At 61.5% G+C, this 17,399-nt stretch carries 17 protein-coding genes; 12 read left to right on the top strand and 5 right to left on the bottom strand.

Going from position 1 to position 17,399, the window contains the following annotated elements:
- Positions 1 to 10 precede the first annotated feature (10 nt).
- Entirely contained in the window at positions 11 to 904 is an 894-nt protein-coding gene (locus ACZ5LB_RS08930) for a TniB family NTP-binding protein (RefSeq protein WP_464605846.1), read from the bottom strand.
- Positions 904 to 2,757: a transposase gene (locus tag ACZ5LB_RS08925; protein WP_464605845.1), complete on the bottom strand. Its 1,854-nt coding sequence runs from the start codon at positions 2,755 to 2,757 to the stop codon at positions 904 to 906. The genes ACZ5LB_RS08930 and ACZ5LB_RS08925 overlap by 1 nt, the downstream gene beginning before the upstream one ends.
- On the opposite strand from ACZ5LB_RS08925, the gene ACZ5LB_RS08920 reads away from it, so the two are divergent.
- From ACZ5LB_RS08920 to ACZ5LB_RS08865, 12 genes are all read left to right on the top strand, one after another.
- Positions 2,741 to 2,878, top strand: coding sequence for a hypothetical protein (locus ACZ5LB_RS08920; RefSeq protein ID WP_464605844.1), 138 nt, complete (start codon positions 2,741 to 2,743; stop codon positions 2,876 to 2,878). The two genes, ACZ5LB_RS08925 and ACZ5LB_RS08920, sit on opposite strands and share 17 nt — an antisense overlap.
- Before the next feature lie 10 nt (positions 2,879 to 2,888).
- A complete protein-coding gene (locus ACZ5LB_RS08915; RefSeq protein ID WP_464605843.1) occupies positions 2,889 to 3,194 on the top strand; it encodes a hypothetical protein in 306 nt (101 codons plus the stop codon).
- Positions 3,195 to 5,867 carry a VirB4 family type IV secretion system protein gene (locus ACZ5LB_RS08910; protein WP_464605842.1) on the top strand — a complete coding sequence of 891 codons (2,673 nt, stop codon included), beginning with the start codon at positions 3,195 to 3,197 and terminating at the stop codon, positions 5,865 to 5,867.
- Positions 5,868 to 5,881: 14 nt separating this feature from the next.
- On the top strand, positions 5,882 to 6,682 hold the full coding sequence (locus ACZ5LB_RS08905) for a hypothetical protein (RefSeq protein ID WP_464605841.1): 801 nt from the start codon (positions 5,882 to 5,884) through the stop codon (positions 6,680 to 6,682).
- Positions 6,683 to 6,731: 49 nt separating this feature from the next.
- Positions 6,732 to 7,805, top strand: a complete 1,074-nt coding sequence (locus ACZ5LB_RS08900; RefSeq protein WP_464605840.1) for a hypothetical protein — start codon at positions 6,732 to 6,734, stop codon at positions 7,803 to 7,805.
- Between the two features lie 23 nt (positions 7,806 to 7,828).
- Positions 7,829 to 8,491, top strand: a complete 663-nt coding sequence (locus tag ACZ5LB_RS08895) for a hypothetical protein (protein ID WP_464605839.1) — start codon at positions 7,829 to 7,831, stop codon at positions 8,489 to 8,491.
- Positions 8,492 to 8,502: 11 nt separating this feature from the next.
- The gene (locus tag ACZ5LB_RS08890; RefSeq protein WP_464605838.1) at positions 8,503 to 9,255 is read left to right on the top strand and encodes a TrbG/VirB9 family P-type conjugative transfer protein; all 753 of its coding nucleotides are present in this window, start codon (positions 8,503 to 8,505) and stop codon (positions 9,253 to 9,255) included.
- A gap of 10 nt (positions 9,256 to 9,265) precedes the next feature.
- Positions 9,266 to 10,657 carry a TraB/TrbI/VirB10 family type IV secretion system protein gene (locus ACZ5LB_RS08885; RefSeq protein ID WP_464605837.1) on the top strand — a complete coding sequence of 464 codons (1,392 nt, stop codon included), beginning with the start codon at positions 9,266 to 9,268 and terminating at the stop codon, positions 10,655 to 10,657.
- Positions 10,654 to 11,271 carry a hypothetical protein gene (locus ACZ5LB_RS08880; RefSeq protein WP_464605836.1) on the top strand — a complete coding sequence of 206 codons (618 nt, stop codon included), beginning with the start codon at positions 10,654 to 10,656 and terminating at the stop codon, positions 11,269 to 11,271. The genes ACZ5LB_RS08885 and ACZ5LB_RS08880 overlap by 4 nt, the downstream gene beginning before the upstream one ends.
- Positions 11,252 to 12,475 (top strand): CpaF family protein, encoded by a 1,224-nt coding sequence (locus ACZ5LB_RS08875; protein ID WP_464605835.1) that lies wholly within the window; start codon positions 11,252 to 11,254, stop codon positions 12,473 to 12,475. Before ACZ5LB_RS08880 ends, ACZ5LB_RS08875 begins: the two co-directional genes overlap by 20 nt.
- A gap of 236 nt (positions 12,476 to 12,711) precedes the next feature.
- Positions 12,712 to 13,881, top strand: coding sequence for an IS4 family transposase (locus ACZ5LB_RS08870; RefSeq protein WP_464602275.1), 1,170 nt, complete (start codon positions 12,712 to 12,714; stop codon positions 13,879 to 13,881).
- A 20-nt stretch (positions 13,882 to 13,901) separates the two neighbouring features.
- Positions 13,902 to 14,879, top strand: coding sequence for an ImmA/IrrE family metallo-endopeptidase (locus ACZ5LB_RS08865; RefSeq protein WP_464605834.1), 978 nt, complete (start codon positions 13,902 to 13,904; stop codon positions 14,877 to 14,879).
- Positions 14,880 to 14,883: 4 nt separating this feature from the next.
- On the opposite strand, the gene ACZ5LB_RS08860 is transcribed toward ACZ5LB_RS08865, so the two are convergent.
- From ACZ5LB_RS08860 to ACZ5LB_RS08850, 3 genes are all read right to left on the bottom strand, one after another.
- Positions 14,884 to 15,801: an alpha-glutamyl/putrescinyl thymine pyrophosphorylase clade 3 protein gene (locus ACZ5LB_RS08860; protein WP_464605833.1), complete on the bottom strand. Its 918-nt coding sequence runs from the start codon at positions 15,799 to 15,801 to the stop codon at positions 14,884 to 14,886.
- On the bottom strand, positions 15,798 to 16,439 hold the full coding sequence (locus ACZ5LB_RS08855; RefSeq protein ID WP_464605832.1) for a hypothetical protein: 642 nt from the start codon (positions 16,437 to 16,439) through the stop codon (positions 15,798 to 15,800). The genes ACZ5LB_RS08860 and ACZ5LB_RS08855 overlap by 4 nt, the downstream gene beginning before the upstream one ends.
- A 183-nt stretch (positions 16,440 to 16,622) precedes the next feature.
- Positions 16,623 to 17,318, bottom strand: coding sequence for a thymidylate synthase (locus tag ACZ5LB_RS08850; protein ID WP_464605831.1), 696 nt, complete (start codon positions 17,316 to 17,318; stop codon positions 16,623 to 16,625).
- Positions 17,319 to 17,399 lie beyond the last annotated feature (81 nt).

The following is a 17,399-nucleotide window of genomic DNA, read 5'->3' as shown; positions in this document are numbered from 1 at the left end:
GGAATTTCCTCTACCCCAGGCCATCGGCTGCATGCTTTCGGGCCTCCGGGGACACCCAGCCCAACTGGCGTATGGAACCCAGGGTGATGCGCTCCTGGCCGGACCGGATGGCTTCCACGGCCGCATCGGCAAGGAGGGTCGCCAGCTCCCCGATCTTGCCGTCCACCAGCCCATGGAGCCGCACCGCCAGATCCTTGTCGGTCAGGTGGGAGGGCTTCCGCAATGGCAGCAGGAGTTCGAAGGAGGCCAGCAGCTGGAGGAATTCCTCGTTCAGCTCCCACCGGGGAAGGACGACCGGCTTGAACCGGTTCGCCATCTGATCGTCGCTCTGGATGGCGTGGAAGGCCGTCTGGACCCCGGCGCCCACGATGGAGACCTGGAGATCGTTGCTCATGTATTTCAGGACGCTCATCATCTGCCGGCTCCGAATCGCGCCCGCCGCCACCAGGTGCTGGATCTCGTCGACGAACAGGATCTGGACGCCCAGTGCACGAAAGATCCGGATCACATTGGCCTGGGCCCCGGCCACCGTGGACCCGGGACGCCTTACGTCCATCGCCTCCAGGATGGCGTCGTAGAACCGCTTCTCGTCGGCGATGGGGGGCGCCGAGATGTAGAACACCGGGAGGCTGCCGTTTCCCCGGCCATCGTCCTGGAAGGGGTGGTGGTCGCAGAACCGCTGGAACAGCGCGGTCTTCCCGTTGTTGGTGGCGCCCAGTAGAAGGAAGCAGGGGGAGCGCGGAACCCGGGGCCTTTCCAGGAGTTCCTGGAACAGCCCCAGCACCTGCTGGGCCCTGGGGTAGGAGACCCAGTGGGGTTCCCGGGCGAAGTAGACTCGAGCCCGGTCATCCTTCTCGATCACCTCCCGAGCCTGCTCCCCCAGGTGGGGCCATGCCGTCGCCATCACGACTCCACGGCAAAGGGTTTGATCGGTTTGGCAAAGAGGGTTTCCGGATCCTCCTCCTCAAAGGGCAGAACCTGTTGGGGCCAGGCCGGATCCACGGTGGCCTGGCCTGGGCCGGGCTCCATTTTCTCCGGTCTCCCTTCCACGAACACCGGCTGGTGGATCGAGGTCTCCCGGTGGATCTTCTTCCGGGCCCGCCCCCGGCGGACCTTGGTGGTGGTGGCCACGGCAGTCTCCTCCAACTCACGCATTTTCCGGATCGACTCAAATATCATCGGCTCCTGGATCTGGCCCTTGTGGCGTTCCTGGATCCGCCGGCGAGCCTCCCGCAACTCCCAAATGCTGATCGGCGGATACGCCGTATTCCGGTATGGCACCGGACAATAGGCCTGGGTGTTGGGATCGAGGAAGTAAACCACGCTGATGTCCCGGGGATCTCGGCGGAACAGGTGGCGCCGCCGCTGGGTTGGGTGCTCCGGATCCACCACCAGGACGTGTGGGCGAAGTGCATCGGAGAAGTAGGTGATCCGGTCGATCTGGACGCCGTATTCCTGGATCGTCCGCTGGATTCCAGGAAGGAAATCCAGGAGCAGCCTCCGGCCTTCCCTCACACGGGAGGGCCGACCCCTGCCGGGCTGCGTGGGCGTTCCCACAATGCCCTCCTCGTATCGCATGAGCGGGCATTGGCCTTCCAATCCCGCGTGCGGGCGCTGGTGATAGTTGCCGGTGATGAAGTTGGCCAGCCAGCATTCGAACTCCCGCAGGGTGAAGGCGGAGTTCTTCATGGCGTCATAGGAACCGCGTTCGGCCACGTTCGAGAAGGTGGTGCCGGCCAACTGATGCATCTCCTTGAGGAAGGTCCCCAGGAGGCGCTCGATGTGCCCACCGTAATTCGCCCGCCCCATAGGCCGCCATTCGATGTTGATTCGGTGTTCCAGACAGGACCGCTGGAGGGTTTCGCACCGGAAGTCCTTGCCGTTGTCCGCGTGGATCGTCGTAGGCAGGCCGCAGCACGGCCAGGAGGCCTTCAGGCCGAACTTGTTGAGCCAGGTTTCCTTCGAGAGGATTGTGTGGACCAGGCATAACCCCACCGAGAGGGCTCCGGGTGGATCGAACGTCAGGTAGTAGCCCGCCACCATGCGGCTGTAGACATCGATCGCCAGGGTGAGCCACGGCCTTCCGATCGGCATGCGGGCGATTTCATCCACAAGGATAATGTCGAGCGGGGTGTGATCGATCTGCACGATGGAGAAGGGGTATTCCGCGCCCACGAAGGGGCCCCGGTGGATCGTTGCCGCCTCCCGGGCCTCCTTGGCGCCGATCCGGGCCTTGATGCGATCGTAGCGTGGGATCTCCAGCACCCGGGCCAGCACCGTGTTGTAGGCCGGCACCGGCAACCCGGCCTCCTTGCAGCGCGCCTCAACCAGGCGCTGGATGGCGCTGACCTTCAGCCTCTGCTGGGTAAGGAAGGAGGCCTCGAGAACCTCCTGGATCAGGTCTCCCACGCGCGGATCCAAGCGACTCCGTCCCCGCCCGCCCGGGGCGCCAGCCGGGGCCAGTGCGGAAACGTGTTCATCGCCAGCCCGGAACTGGCGGAACCAGCGGTACAAGGTGGTGAAGTGGACGCCCGCGGCCCGGGCTTGCTCCAGGATGGCCTCCATGCCGGATTCCTGGGAGCGCAGCCCTTCGATCGCCTTGTAGCGCCGCGTCGCCACCTTCCAATGCGTTTCCGACAGGCCATGGAGATCGGGAGGCGGCGTCGGCGCCTTTGGTTCCACCGCTGCCTGCTGGAATTCCACCGCGATCCTGGAGGTGTGACCGGTGGCCTTGGGCGTCATGAGCGCGACCGTCATGGTGAGCGGCCTGGTGCTCGCGGCCGTGAAGTTCTCCAAGAAGGACGATAGCGCTCTCTGGTACCTCATCGGCACCGTGGGCGCCTCGGTGCTCCTGGGCGCCGCGGCCGCCTACGTGTGATGGGCCGGCCATGCGAGAAGCCTTCATCTACCGCCACCTGCACGGGGCGCCGGAGATCCTGGGCGTGCCGGTGCATCAGGTCCTGATTCTCGTGGCCGTGGGCACCGTCGGGGCCCTCCTGGTCAACCAATGGAGCGGAGCCTGGGCCATTGTCTGGGCCCTGGCCACGGCGGCCTGCGGCCTGGTGCTGCACCTGGTCCACGCCCAGGACCGGATCGTGCTGCCGATGCTCAAGCTCCGGATGGTCCACCGGTTCCAGGACCGGGTGGCCAGCTACGCGCCCAGCTACCAGCGCGTGGAACTGGAGGAGGACTGAATGGGGTTGGCGAAGGATCTGGGGGCGCTGTTTCGCGACTGGAACGATCTGGAGAGCAACCTTGAGAACGAGGTGCTCTTCTACGACTACTTCCGCCGGGAGGAGGGCTACGATCCCAGCCGCCCCCTGATCCTCTGCAAGAACCATGGGCTACTGGCCCTGTACCGGATGGAGGGCCTGGACCCTGAACCCCTGGGGGAGGAGGGCATCGAGATGGCCTCCAACGCGGTGCGGCGGGCCGCGGACGCGTTCAACCCGGAGAACCAGGACAGCGACTTCCGGGGCGGGTGCTGGGAGGTGCAGAACATCTTCCGGCGGCGACGGGGCGCCGCGCCTTCGCTGACCAAGCCCACGCGGGATTCGGCGGCCCTGCGGTTCCTCTGCGAAACCACCCAGGACTATTGGGACCGGCGTGTGGTCTACCAGGATGAGATCCATTGGGCGATCCACTTCGCCCCGCGGTTCAAGGAGCAGGAACGCTGGCGCCTGCGAGATGCGGCCCAGACCGCGCTCATCCGGCTCGGGGAGCTCCAGGCCCAGGCCCGCTTCGTGCGCCGGGTCCTCAAGACCTTCGAGGAGAACCTCCTGGCCTTCCAGACGGGGCGGCCTCGCATGGGGTTCGGCCTGTGCATGCTCAGCGAAGCCGAAGGCCATGACGCGCTCTACCGTCTCACCAACCGCACCGAAGCGGAGCCGCCCCCTTTTGACCCGGGCTTGCCCCTTGTGACCCAGGCCTGCGCATCGCACCGGGACACCTCGGAGCGGGTCTATCGCACCAATGGCCGGCCCACCAAGGTTCTCACCTGGAAGGTCCCGCCCCGGATCAGCGTGGGCTATGTGTTCCGGCGCTTCCAGGACGAGCTGGCCTTTCCCTTCACCATCACGCAGACCTGGCGGTCCCGGGAGTTCTCCAGGATGTCGCGTCGCATTGAGCTCTTCCAGGGGTTCGCGGGAGCCCTTGCGGGTCGCCAGCGGGACGCGGCGGAATACGAGGCGGAGGCCCGGCACTTCCTGGGGACAGTTCGCATGGACAGCGCCGCGCCCTTCAACTGGTACTTCAACCTCCTGGTGGACGGGGAGAACCTGAGCGAGCTCGAGGACCGCGCCGCCAAGGTGCAGTCCCAGATGAAGCTGATCTTCGGGGCGGATTGCCAGGAGGAGGGGGCCCGGCACCGGCTGTTCGCGGACCTGGGCTCGATCCCCGGCAACGGGAGCTACTGCCAGCGGTTCAACCTGGTGACCTCGCTCAACGTCGGCGATTCGGCCTTCCTGTACCGCCTGGCGGCCGGGGACAGCCGGCCCTTCATGATCTTCGGGGACCGCAAGGGCGGGGCCTATGGTTACAGCCTCTTCACCCCCAAGGAACCCAGCTGGAACAAGGCGGTCCTGGGCCTGCCGGGCTCCGGCAAGTCGCTCCTGATGAACATGTTCCTGGTGGGGAACGCGATGTTCCCCAGCCAGGCCTATGTTCTGGACAAGGGCAACAGCTACGGGCCCATCTTCGAGCTGCTGGGCCAGGAACTGCCCGGCGAGGTCGCCTCCATGCGCATCCGGGGCGGGCAGTTCCAGTTCAACCCGTGCCCCCTGGCCTGGGCCCTGAAGGAGAAGGCCCGGCAGGAGCGGGAAGGGATCTACCTGCGGCCCATGGCTGACGGGGGCTTCCTGGCCTGTCCCGTGGAGCAGACCAAGCAGTTCTTCGAGGCATGGCTGGATGCTTTGGTGGGGCAGGGCAGGGTGCTGGACCCCGCCCAGAAGAACCTCCTGGATCGTGCCCTCAAGGGCAGCGGGTCCTCGGGCCGAGGCGGATTCTTCCGGGATTTCGAGAATCAGTGCACGCAGTATCTGCGGGCGATGGAGAAGGACCCGGAGTGCAGGCTGCCCGCGCCGCGGCCCCTGTCCAGCCTGCTGACCTTCCTGCGCAGCGAAGCGCCCCAGTTCGTGGACGCCGTGGAGCTATGGACCCGTTCGCCCCGGGACCAGTTCTTCGATAGTGGGGTGGACACTGTTTCGTCGGCCAAATACGTCTACTTCGAGTTGGAGGGGATCGAGGACGACCCGCTCCTGGCCAAGCCCTTCGTGGCCGCGCTCATGGGTGTCATCTGGAACCGGATCACCAACCCCAGCGCTCTGCAGGAGCGCAAGGCGGTGATCATCGACGAGGCCTGGTCCTTCCTGGCGGATCCGTCCTTCTTCGGAATGGCGGAGATGATGTTCCGCACGATCCGCAAATTCAACGGGTTCGTCGTGCTGAGCACCCAGACCCCCAACGACATCCAGAACGGGGAGGCCCGCAAGCTCCTGCAGACCATGGCCGAGATGTTCCTGTACAAGGGCTTTTCGGAGCCGACGTTCTTCGCGGAGGACCTGGGATTGTCCGAGCACCAGCGGCGGCTTCACGAGGGGCTCCAGCAGGATGAGCGCCGCCGGGAGGTGCTGTATTGGAATCGCCGTGGGCATGTGCGGGCGCTGACCGTGGAGATCGCCCCCGCGGCCTACTGGTTCGCCACCACGGATGCCGAGGACAAGGCTTTTCGCGCGGCCTTCTTCCGGCGTTACGGGATGGTGGAGGGCACCCGGCACCTGGTGGCGGCCTGCGAGGGCCGCACCCTTGCCGGCAAGGAACTGCGGTTGCGCCTGGTGGGCGCCTACGCCCAGGCGCGGGGGATCGTTTGAGGACGGGGGGAGCCATGTGGATTTCGATCAGGCGGGTGGTCCTGGTGGCGGGGTGGGCCACGGTGGTGCCGGCCAGCTTCACCCCGGCCCAGGCCTGGGTGTTCCATGACGGAGCGGCCTTCGCCCAGCGCATGGCCCAGTACATCCAGATCATGTCCCAGTGGCGGCAAGCCGTGAAAACCGGCGGCGACCAGCTGATGGCCTTCAAGGCCGCCTACCAGGGACTCAAGGACTGGCGGAGCTTTGCCTGGGTGGACGTGCTGCGCCTGGCGGACAGTCCCTGGTTCGATGGCATCCAGGGCATCGACGAGCTCCGGCGCTGCACGACCCTGACGGTCATGTCCGCCGAGCAGGCCCAGGGGCTGTGGGACAACCTGGACTTCTACAACAAGATGCTTCTCAACCCCCGGTATGCGAACGACCCGTGGTACCGGGCCAAGGTGCAATCCCTCCTGCGCCAGTCCAAGAAGGCCAAGGGGGTGAAGGCCTCGATCCTTCGCCAGTTCCAGACCCAGAACAAAGAACTGATCGAGGACGTGAAGAAGATCAAGCGGATCAAGCAGGACATCGAGGCGACCAACAAGCAGTCCCCGGTGGACACGGCCAAGGTCGCCAGCCTCCAGGCCGAGCTCCAGGCCACCGAGGCCAAGTTCAAGGGCAATGCCCTCATCCTGAAGAACCAGCAGGCCATCATGTTCCTGGTTGGCGAGAACGACGCCCAGAAGGCCTTCATGGACACCCTTGACCGCGGCTGGATCCGCGGCAACACGCGCGGGCTCAAGACCCTCGGCTCCCGGTTCACGCGTAGGCGCTAAACCGACCCAACAACCAACCGCCTGGCGATCTCGTCGCCCTGGAGAGGTCATGCTTATCGACAGCCGACCGACTTTCTACATGGACAAACTGGTGAACGACGTTCTGGAAGTCGCCTCCCTGGTCCTGGAGAAGGACATCACCCGGGTGGCCCTCGGGGTCTTCTTTATTTGCGTGTTCTTCCACCTGGTGCAGGGTGCCGGGGAAATGGCTGAGGAACCGGGCTCCTGCCGTCTTTTCAAGAGCCGGTGGTGGATGCGCATGGCTTTCTGCCTGGCCCTGCTCATCGGCTACCGGCCCATGTTCGACGGGTTCGCGCGGTCGGCCCTGCCCACGTTCATGACCAGCTTTGCCGGGTCCTGGTACGAGATCTGGAGCGGCCAGTTGGATGCCAAGGACGAGCTGCAGAAGCTGCATCAGGACAACCAGGACGTGAAGAAGGCCGAGATCACCGCCACCCGCCAGGGGGAGCAGGACCAGGCCTGGTGGAGCAAGGCCATGGCCTGGTCCGTGGATGCCCTTGTTTCGGCCCTGGCGGTGGTCCTCTCCACCCTGGCCGGCATGTTCATCACCGTCCTGATCCTGATCCAGGGGTTCTGGGTGCTGGGCATCAATGCCCTCATCCTGACCCTGGGGCCGCTGTGCATCGCGTTCCTGGCCCACGAGGCCACGGAAGGGATCTTCTGGGTATGGGCCAAGGCCTGGCTGGTATACGGCCTTCTCTACTTGCCCATGCTGGGCCTGGGCGCCAAGATGGCCGGGGTCGTGTTCACCGGCATCACGGACATGGTGGCCGGTTCCGACATGGTCTTCGGTGACGGGTCGGACATCGCCATGCACTTCATCTTCACCATGCTGGGGCCGCTCTGCGCCTTCGCCGTGGTGCGTTCCACCCCGGTCTTCCTGAGCCAGCTGCTGAGCGCTGCGGTTCAGGCCTACGGGGCCAGTGCCGTGCCCTCCCCGATTCGGTCCGCGGTGGCCGCCGTGTCGGCGGCGCACAGCCGGGGGGTAGGCAAGGTCCTGTCCACGGTGGTGGGTGCGCCACGCATAGAGATGCCCGTCTCCGCGAACCGCACCGCCGTGTCCGAGGCCCTGGGAGTCAGGCCCGGGGAGGGCGGCCGTTGATGACATCACCCGAGAAAGGACCCATGGCCCACGATCCCCGCTCCCACGACGACGCCTTCATCCTGGCCTGGGGGCGGCAGAATGCCGCCCTGGCGGTCTACCGCTGGCTGCTCCTGCTGCTCCTGGTGGTCACCCTCGCGCTTGCGGGGGTCGTGGCATACCTGGCCTACCGCAACGACCAGAAGACGGTCTGGTGCTTCGTGAAGGATCACCTGGGCAACGTGGTGCAGGCTGATCCGTCCAGCCTCCTGCGGGCCGGGGAGGCCCGGACCGAGGTCGACATCAAGGGCTTTGCTCGCCGCTGGGTGATGGACAGCCATGCCTGGACCCCCCTGGACGTTAAGGACAAGCTGGGGCTGGCCCTGCGCGTGGTGGAGCCCAAGGCGCGGGAAGTGGTCCGCCGCGGCCTGCGCCTGGCCCAGCGCAAGGCGCTGGTGGACAGGGGCGTCAGCGGCCGGGTCGTGAATGTGGAAGGGGATCCCAGCCACCAACCGCAGATCCTCATCCAGAGCCGCAAGCCGCTTTCCGTCCTGGTGTCCTTCGACACCCTGCTCATCCTGCCCGACGGCAAGGAGGAGCCCGGGGGACGGGTCCTGTTCACCCTGTTTCTGAAGGAGGTTCCACGTACGCCGGACAACATGGCCGGCTTGACCATCGTGGACGGGACCTTCCCGGAAACCCTTTGAGGAGAAGTACCATGCAACGTCTTTCCATGCTCCTGCTGTCCACCGCAGTGGCGCTGGCCGCCCAGGACACCCAAAAGCTCCCCTACCTGCCCAGCCGGATCTACGGCCTCAGGCTGATCCCCGGCGCACCGGCGGTGGTGGAGCTGCCCCAGGGGGAATCTGCCCACAACATCTGGTTCGACAAATCGTTCTTCAAGGCGGAGAGCACCCCGGACACGAACCGGGTGGTGGTTCAGGCCCTCAACACGCCCGAGGCCGTGGGCCGGACTTCATACATCCACATCGAGACCGAGCCCAGCAATCTGAGGATCTCCCTGAAGGTGGAGGGTGTGCCTGACCGCCAGGAGGTGCCGGGGGTGCTTCAGATCTACCTGGACGGCGCAGATGAGGGCTCCCTGGTCAACGCCCAGGTCCAGCGGAAGGTGGCCAAGGAGGCCGCCTACGCCCGCAAATTCGCCCAGGAGAAGGCCACAGCCGACTTCCAGGCCTGGCGGCAGCAACTGCTCCAGAACGTGAACGAGCGCTACGGCTGGAGCGGCGGCATGGCCATCGAGAAGGTGGTCGACGACCGGGTTCAGACGTTCGTGTCCATGCCCAAGGCCAGCGACCTTGCCGTGATCGAGTTGCTGGACAAGGCCGGCAAGCCGGAGAAGGTCAACTACGAGCTGGAAAACGGTTGCTACGTCATCAACAAGGTCCTGCGGCCAGGGGAAAGGTGGCACCTGATCCTGGGCAAGGAGCAGGCCTGGATCCGGGTCAAGTGAGGGGGGCGGCATGAGCATCACGACTGAACGAAAGCCCGGCTCCGGCTCTTTGGCCGGGCGGAATGGAATCATTGCCCTGGTGGCGGGCGGGCTCGTGGGGGTGGGCTGCCTGGGCTTCCTGCTGACCAAGGCCTTCCGGCCGGCCCCGAAGGGTCCTGGGCGGCCGCAGGCGCCGGGAGAGGCCCGGATCGCGGCCCGGGCGGAGGCGGCCAAGGACCGGGCCGAATCCGGCGTGTCGCGCATGCGCCAGGAGGAGGTGGGCACGGGCTACCAGTTCGATGCCCTGGGCAACTACGTGCCGCCGAAGGTGGATCCCCGGGACCTGCCGGAGAACCAGCCCCTGGTAACCCTGGAGCCGATCCAGGCCGCTCGGCCCGGTCCATCTCCCGCACGGGAGGAGGGTGGCCAACCCTGGCGTCAGGAAGCAACAGAAACCGATCCGAGCCTGGTCCGGGAGCGCCGGGAGGCGCGCAAGGAGGAGCGGCAGAATCTTCGGGATTCCATGCTGGGCTACACCACCAGCCGCGCAGCCAAATGGGCCGGCCGCCGCGCGGACCGGGAGGGCAGGGGGGGCGGCGACGAAGCGCCCAGGACGGCGGAAGACGCCCAGGCGGAGGCCAGCGTCCGCTCCATGGAACGGCTGACAGCCCTGGCCGAAAAGTCCATGGGGGCGGGTAGCCCAGCCGCCCCGGAGCGGATGCCGGCCGAGACGGCGAGCCAGACCGCCCCTCCCGGCGAGGTGGCCGACATGCGCATCGGCGGGGGGAGCGGAGCCACGGACACCGTCCGGGAAGGCAAGTTCTTGGACTGCGTCACCATCAACCGGGTGGAGTCAGACATCGCCGATTCGCCGGTGATGGCGCAGGTGGCCCGGGATTTCGTGAGCTTGGACGGCAAGCAGGTGCTGGTCCCGGCCGGCGCCAAGGTCTACGGCACGGCCGGGAGGGTGCAGTCGTTGCAGCAGGCGCGGCTATACGTACGGTTTCACAAGATCGTGTTCCCGCGCCGGAACCCGGAGGAGACGCCGCGGGTGGCCTACTTTCCTTCCCGGACCTTCCCGGGGATGGACCAACTGGGCAGCCTTGGGGTTCGGGACAAGTTCAACCAGCACCTGATGCTCCAGTTCGGCGCGGCCATAGCCCTGGGGGTGTTCGACGGCTTGGCGGCCAAGGTGGAGAGCCCCCAGGCCGGGGACAACCCGTCCGCGCGGGACCTGGTGATGGCCCGGACTTCGCAGAACTTCAACCATGTCGCCGATGCCGTCATCCAGCGCTACGGCAACGTGGTGCCCACGGTGACCATCCGGGAGGGGACCAAACTGAAGGTGTACTTCACCCAGGACGTGATGCTGACGCCCTTCATGGCGACCGGAGACCTGTCGTGGATGAAGGGGCGCCCATGACCGGCGGAACGACGCTGGTGATCTGCCTGGCCGTCCTGGGGCAGGGGACGGTTCCGGAGCCTCCCCGGGGCCCCGCTGAGATCTGGCGGGCCCTGGGGGTTCGCGAACCGTTCCTGCAATCCCAGGAGGCCCGGGAGGAATCCCAGAGCCTGTGCCGGTTCTTTGGGGTGGAGGACTACCGCAAGCTGGAGGGCAACCCCGCCCTCGGGTTCTACCATGCCGGTGGGTTCCGGTGGGTCGGTCAGAGGGTGGCCTGGTTGGGGGTCCGGCCTGTCACGCCGGATGCGGCGGGCATTCCCGCCACCGCCTGGGATGGGGCCTTCCAGGCTCTGGCCCGGCAGCGACGCTGGAAGGTGGACCCCTCGGCGCCCATCCGGATCAAGGGGGCCTGCGTGGGAGCGGTGCTGTCACCCTCGGCCCGGGAGCCTGAGCGGGGGGTATGCCTGGAATTGCAGGTTGCCAGCCCTACGGGGACCCTCCTGTTCCGCTATGCCGTGGCCAAACCTGGGGTTGAGGAGGCCGCCAAGGAAGCCCTGGCGTGGACGCTGGGGTGTGCCCGCGTCATGGACCAGATCACGGCCCAAGGAGCCCGCCATGCCCCTGCGCAACCCTGAACGCTGGGACGCGTCCCTGCTGAGCGCCCTGCATCCCGTGCGGGACCTCCTGGAGGACGAGCGGATCACCGAGATTGAGGTGAACGGGGCGGACGATATCTGGATCAAAGGCGAGGGCATCCGCGGCCACCGCCAGGTGACGGGCACTGGCTGGGCGGATCTCCAGGACTTCACCACCGCCTGCACCCGGATTTCTGACGTCATTCAGCGCCGCATCCACCAGGACCGTCCGATCCTGAACGGCCGGCTCCCGGGCGGCGAGCGGGTCAACATCGTAATCCCGCCGGCCTGCGAGAAGGCCTCCATGACCATCCGGAAGTTCCCGCGGGACACGATGACCATGGAGAAGCTGCTGGAATACCAGAGCGTGAATCCGGCCATCGTCACCATGGCCCGGAGCCTGGTGCTGGCCCGGAAGAGCATCATCGTCGGTGGCGGCACTGGGGCTGGCAAGACCAGCACGCTAAACGCCTTGTCCAGGCTGATCCCGCTCCATGAGCGGGTGGTGACGGTGGAGGATGCACGGGAGCTGCAGGTCCAGAACCCGAACTGGGTGGCCCTGGAGACTGTGGAGCCCTACCGTGAAGGCGTGGCCCCCGTGGGCATCGGCGACCTGGTCCGGAACTGCCTGCGGATGACGCCAGACCGGATCGTGGTCGGGGAAGTCCGTGGGGAGGAGGCCTTCTTTCTCCTCCGGGCCCTCAGCAGTGGCCATGGGGGTGGGTTCGGGACCATCCACTGCAACGATGCTGCCTCTGCGCTCAGGCAGCTGCAGGTGCTTGCGCAGATGGCTCCTGTGGGGGGGCTTACCAGTCAGGCGGTTGCCTTGATGGTCGGGGATGCGATCGATGTGATTCTCTACCAGGCGCTGGATGAGGGCACAGGGCGCCGGCGTGTCACGGAAGTAGTGGAGGTGCTCAAGCCCGGTGCGGTGGTTGGGGCCAACGGAGAGGTCGAGTTCCGGCTCCGGATGTTGGCCAGGTGGGACCCGTCGGGCATGGACTGGACGTTCCCGGAGCGCCCCAGTGAGGCGCTGATGACGGCTATTCGGTTGCGGGGGGTGGAGTGGCCCGAGGAAAGCCTTGGGGCGCCGTTGCGGGGGCCTGGGGGTCAGGAAGGGGTGGTGCAGGGTGAAATGGATCCGATGTGTGGAATTGATCGCAGCGGCGGGTCTTGGGTTCTTCGGTTCCTGGTTTGCCGTTAACAAAGGGGAACCTTCACCAGCCACAATCGTTTCCCATGCAGGCAGAGACCAGGTATTGATTAGGCTCCTTCAGGGAGCAAGAAAAAGTATCTACCTTCGAACACTGGCGTCTGGTTCCCTAACGCATCTTTCTGAAAAGCGCCTGTAATTTCAACGCGATCCCGGCGCAAAACCTTGGTGTCGATTTGAAACGGCGTTTGCGCAGTGCCCCCAGGATGGTGTAGAGGGGGTCGCCGATGAATTCGGGCAAGACGCTTTTCGCCCAACTGATGGCCTGGGTGCCATGGACCAGCTTCGACCGAATCGTTCGGCGACACCAGGGAGACTACGGCGTTCGCACCTTCCCGTGCACCGAGCAGTTCCGGGCCATGGCCTTCGTGCAGCTCACCTGGCGCGAAAGCCTGCGCGACCTGGAGGCATGCCTGGCCGCCCATCCCAACAAACTCTATGGCATGGGCTTCCGCCAGCCAGTTCGCCGCTCCACGCTGGCGGATGCGCTTGAACAGCGCGACTGGCGAATATGGGCGGAACTGGCCCAGCTCCTCATCAACAAGGCCCGCAAGCTCTACGCCGGGGATGACCTGGGCCTGGACCTCGAAGCCACGGTCTACGCCCTGGATTCCACCACGATCGACCTGTGCATGACGCTCTTCCCCTGGGCCCACTTCCGCAGCACGAAGTCGGCCGTGAAGCTCCACACAATGATTGACTTGCGTGGCTCGATCCCGACTTTCATCCACATCAGCACGGGCAAGATGGCCGATGTGCGGGTCCTGGACATCCTTCCCGTCGAGCCGGGTGCCTTCTATGTCATGGATCGAGGCTACATCGATTTCGCCCGCCTCCATCGGTTCCAAGCGAGCGGCGCGTTCTTCGTGACACGCGCCAAGGTGGGCATGGATGCCCGGCGCCTGCGTTCTGCGCCCTCCGACCGGGAACAGGGCGTGATCTGCGACCAACACATCGCGCTGAACGGCCATTACGCCTCGCGGGGTTATCCCGAGCCACTGCGCCGCGTGCGCTTTCGAGACCCGGAGACGGGCAAGACGCTGGTCTTCCTGACCAACAACATGGCCCTCCCAGCCCTGACGATTTGCGCCCTCTACAAGAAACGGTGGATGGTGGAGCTGTTCTTCAAGTGGATCAAGCAGCACCTGCGGATCAAGCGGTTCCTGGGCACTAGCGAGAACGCCGTCAAGTCGCAGGTTTGGTGCGCCGTGGCCACCTATGCCCTGATCGCTATCGCCAAGAAGGAACTGCAAATCGAGGCCTCCATGTACACTTTGCTCCAGGTCTTTTCAGTTTCCGTCTTCGAGAAAACCGAGCTTCGGCGCGCCTTTGCGGAGCCCGAACCCCAAAACGACAATGGGTGGATCTCTAAACCATTGTTTCCGCTGGAGATCTAACCGGACACTAGTGAGATCAATTGGCTGCTTCATTGAACGTAACCCCAGATCAAGCATCAAGCATGGTTGAAGGTAGTTTTCCAATCACCTTCTCATTGGCTGGGAAGTTGGCGGGGTTGCTTGGGGGGTCTACTGAATTTTGGATGGCAAGAGAATGCCAATACAGAGAAGATCTTGTGCGTCTCTATGGACTACATTCGGATTGGATTCAGGATTTACCTTTAGGGGACATGGTGGAATATAAGTGGATGAGGAAATGCGTTGACCCCTCATTCAGTTATTTGGCTTGTCTGCGGTTCTTTGGTGTGCCAAATGTGGCAGCCTGGCATAGGGCATTTGATGGTTTGGCTTCTCGATACGCTTTTAAAAAATCACTGAAGGTTAAACCTAAACCCCTTGCCGTCACCGCGTGGTTGCGAAAGGGTGAAATCGAAGCGGAACAAATCCAATGTGCACCCTGGGATCGTGATCGGCTTGTAAATGCCTTGCCCCGACTGAGGCAAATGGCGAAAATTAAAAACCCGGAAGAATTTTTTCCGCAGATACAGAAAGCATGTGCAGAGTGTGGGGTTGCGGTCGTAGCGGTAAGGGCTCCCAAAGGGTGTCCCGTAAGCGGCGCAACGCGGTTCGTTTCCAGCACAAAGGCTCTATTGTTGCTCAGCTTTCGATTTTTATCTGATGACCATTTCTGGTTTAGCCTGTTCCACGAATTGGGCCACCTCATTTTGCACGACCAGGCGTGCCTATTCGTGGAAGAAGAGGGTTCAGCATGCTTGTCTAAAGAAGAAATTGAAGCAAACCAATTTGCTGAAAAGGTCCTGATCCCGGATGAATTTAGGGATGAGTTGTTTCATCTTCGATTGATGCCTATGGATATTATTAGGTTTTCGCTGCGAATAGATATTCCTCCCGGCGTGGTTGTCGGTCAGCTACAGCATGCTGGGGTGCTCCCGCACAACCGTCTGAACTCCCTGAAACGGCGCTATCAATGGGGGTAATCAGTCATCCGGTAAACGCAATGTAGGTGGTGGGGCATTTTTGCCAATTACAGATTGAGTCTTCCATCGCCTGCATGCCTATTTGGAGAATTGAATCCAATTCGATCGCCCACTGCTCAAGAGTGCCAATAGGGGCTTTCCCGAATAAAAGGCTCGCACCACGGACCGGACCAGTTGAGTCACGAAGATAGGGTGTGCCGGGTGCGATTGGTGCCAATCCGATTTTCCCGAGCATGGTTAAATAATCAAATTTCGCAGTCCTACCGAAACTGGCAACTGCTTCGAGTGAGTGGTAAAGCAAATTGAAGGCGGTAAAGGGGTCTTGTTTGGCGGCGAGCAGGGCCTCCTGAATGATTTCTGGGTGAGTACGGGGTGGGTGCACCCAATTTATGTACGTTTGGATGGCATTGCCAGTGCCGTTGTCAGAAAAAGCATCTAGGCTTTGATACTTACGATGGTTGCCGAAACCACCTGGCTTGCGAATTGCCTCTTGATTTTTTGCGAGCCAGCGTCTGAAGTCAGAAGGGCTGGCTGACGTTGAACTCCAGTCCCAGAGACCCCCCTGTCCCAGGCGACCATAGATTTCGCGCGAATATCTCCAGCCAGCTGTTCGGTGTTTGCCAAAATGAACAAATAAAAATACCAGCCAGAATGCATCATCAATGTCACCAGCGCGCTCCTTAATTATCGCTGCCTTTAATGGGTCAAAGAGGGAATTGCTTGGATCTGCACATAGGGGGCTGAGCTGGCGCTGACGAATCCTCGCGGGGTATTTCACCCGGTGTAGACTGGCAATTATTTGACGGATAAGACAATCCCTGGCGGCCTCGTTTGCAATACCTGGAAGAGGCCTGAATTCCTTCTCGAATTTCTGAAACCCATCTAATAAATTAATATATGTTACTTGGTCCCCAAGGCTCATGGCTTCTCCATTGATTTTTGCGCAATCCATGCTTGAATATTTTCTACTACATTCTTGGTAACGCCAAAGCTGCTTTGGATGTTGTGGTTGTATCCCAGAATTAGAACTGTTTTCCCTAAATCGACATTGCCAATGTGTTCCGTTTTGCCGAAATATGCAATTCCGGATACCTTGTTTGTTGTTGATCTAGGCAGGGACCATTCGGGCATTACTTTAGAACTTAAGCGTTTACCTGCTATTTGTTCAAAGTGGTTTACGACGGATTTCCCATTTAAAATAAGGATCGAAACAGGCGAATCTCGAACTAATCCACCGAGGATATCTCCGGAATTGTCGAGCAATTTTTTCTTTTGGATCTGTGTTAAATTCGCCCATTTTTGGGCTGTGGCAAAGGGAATAATATCAAGATGACATGCACAATTAGATTTATTGTAGAAAGAAGAATTTGTTCCGGAAATAATTATATCAAGTTTTCTAAACCAATTGTCATAAGGATTTCCGGAGAAATAATTTTGGCAAGCCTCTGCAATCTTTATTAACTGGGTTCCATTGACGTCCGACCATTTTCTTAATTTCATGGATTTTAGAGTTGGAAACCTTCGCTCGCTTCCATTTAATTCTGAGCCATCCTTGTCCAAGAACTCTCTATTGCTTGGATTCAGGCCTAGCGATGCGACTCTGGATCGGGAGAGATCTCCAAAAGAGGGTACAGGACAACTCCATTCAATCACGCTAGTATCCATTCCGTGTAGGTTCTCAAGTTTCTCGATGAGCGTTGTTAGTGATGCATACATTTTAACCTCGAATATATCCTGAAGATTTCAGTGGTTTGAATCTTCCAGCAACTTTGAGACAAAGCAATTGTATATTTGGGTAGTTAACATTGATTGAAGTTCGCGGGCTTCGTGATAATTCCCGGTTTTTGATAGTTTGAATATTTTTAGTATGGTTATTAGATCTTGCCAGTATGGATCTAGGTCTTTCTGAACAGGATAAGATCCTGCTCCATCAAGACGTATTGCTCTTTCCGCTTCTAATAGGATTTGAATATTTGGCCACGGATCTCCTTTAGGCATTGAAGGCATGGGGACTTCGGTAGATTGCCAGCCTTCATCAAGGAAATCTTTGGCCTTGCCCTGGAATTCATTATATAGATGCAAGCTGCCAACAGCGTGGAGATAAATTCCTGGTTCGATATCTAAAGTTCGTGCAATAATTTCCTGAAGCATGGTAAAGCAATAAACGTCGTGGGGAAGTCCAAAATAGATGTCATTTGATCGCATATTGGCAATAAGGTTCAACTTGTTGTCTCTGATTACAAATTGGAGCGAACAGGTGCAAGGAATATCCGCATGCTGCTCAAGAAGGTCGGTTCGGTCAAAAAGCTGAATTACGGCTTTTCTTGTGGACCTCTTATTTTTTAACAGCTCAATCACATTTTGCAATTGGTCAATCCCTGACCAATTTCTCAGTCTCTGGCCATATCCACCGTATACATACCCGTCTTCTGCGCACATGCTGTATTTGCTTATGTAGTCGGCCCTGAAAAACCCTCAAGTTGAAATTCTTCAAATCTTTAAGGGAACTTTTCAAGTATC

The sequence above is a fragment of the Mesoterricola sp. MK458 genome (genome assembly GCF_055384935.1).
Note: the sequence above shows the minus strand (reverse complement) of the source record. Positions and strands in the feature narration are given on the sequence as shown.

Excerpts from the sequence above, each read along its gene's own strand:
- ACZ5LB_RS08930 (WP_464605846.1), bottom strand. The coding sequence starts at position 904 with ATGGCGACGGCATGGCCCCACCTGGGGGAGCAGGCTCGGGAGGTGATC.
- ACZ5LB_RS08905 (WP_464605841.1), top strand. The coding sequence starts at position 5,882 with ATGTGGATTTCGATCAGGCGGGTGGTCCTGGTGGCGGGGTGGGCCACG.
- ACZ5LB_RS08870 (WP_464602275.1), top strand. The coding sequence starts at position 12,712 with ATGAATTCGGGCAAGACGCTTTTCGCCCAACTGATGGCCTGGGTGCCA.
- ACZ5LB_RS08875 (WP_464605835.1), top strand. The coding sequence starts at position 11,252 with ATGCCCCTGCGCAACCCTGAACGCTGGGACGCGTCCCTGCTGAGCGCC.
- ACZ5LB_RS08920 (WP_464605844.1), top strand. The coding sequence starts at position 2,741 with ATGAGCGCGACCGTCATGGTGAGCGGCCTGGTGCTCGCGGCCGTGAAG.
- ACZ5LB_RS08880 (WP_464605836.1), top strand. The coding sequence starts at position 10,654 with ATGACCGGCGGAACGACGCTGGTGATCTGCCTGGCCGTCCTGGGGCAG.
- ACZ5LB_RS08860 (WP_464605833.1), bottom strand. The coding sequence starts at position 15,801 with ATGAGCCTTGGGGACCAAGTAACATATATTAATTTATTAGATGGGTTT.
- ACZ5LB_RS08890 (WP_464605838.1), top strand. The coding sequence starts at position 8,503 with ATGCAACGTCTTTCCATGCTCCTGCTGTCCACCGCAGTGGCGCTGGCC.
- ACZ5LB_RS08915 (WP_464605843.1), top strand. The coding sequence starts at position 2,889 with ATGCGAGAAGCCTTCATCTACCGCCACCTGCACGGGGCGCCGGAGATC.
- ACZ5LB_RS08895 (WP_464605839.1), top strand. The coding sequence starts at position 7,829 with ATGGCCCACGATCCCCGCTCCCACGACGACGCCTTCATCCTGGCCTGG.
- ACZ5LB_RS08910 (WP_464605842.1), top strand. The coding sequence starts at position 3,195 with ATGGGGTTGGCGAAGGATCTGGGGGCGCTGTTTCGCGACTGGAACGAT.
- ACZ5LB_RS08885 (WP_464605837.1), top strand. The coding sequence starts at position 9,266 with ATGAGCATCACGACTGAACGAAAGCCCGGCTCCGGCTCTTTGGCCGGG.
- ACZ5LB_RS08925 (WP_464605845.1), bottom strand. The coding sequence starts at position 2,757 with ATGACGGTCGCGCTCATGACGCCCAAGGCCACCGGTCACACCTCCAGG.
- ACZ5LB_RS08850 (WP_464605831.1), bottom strand. The coding sequence starts at position 17,318 with ATGTGCGCAGAAGACGGGTATGTATACGGTGGATATGGCCAGAGACTG.
- ACZ5LB_RS08900 (WP_464605840.1), top strand. The coding sequence starts at position 6,732 with ATGCTTATCGACAGCCGACCGACTTTCTACATGGACAAACTGGTGAAC.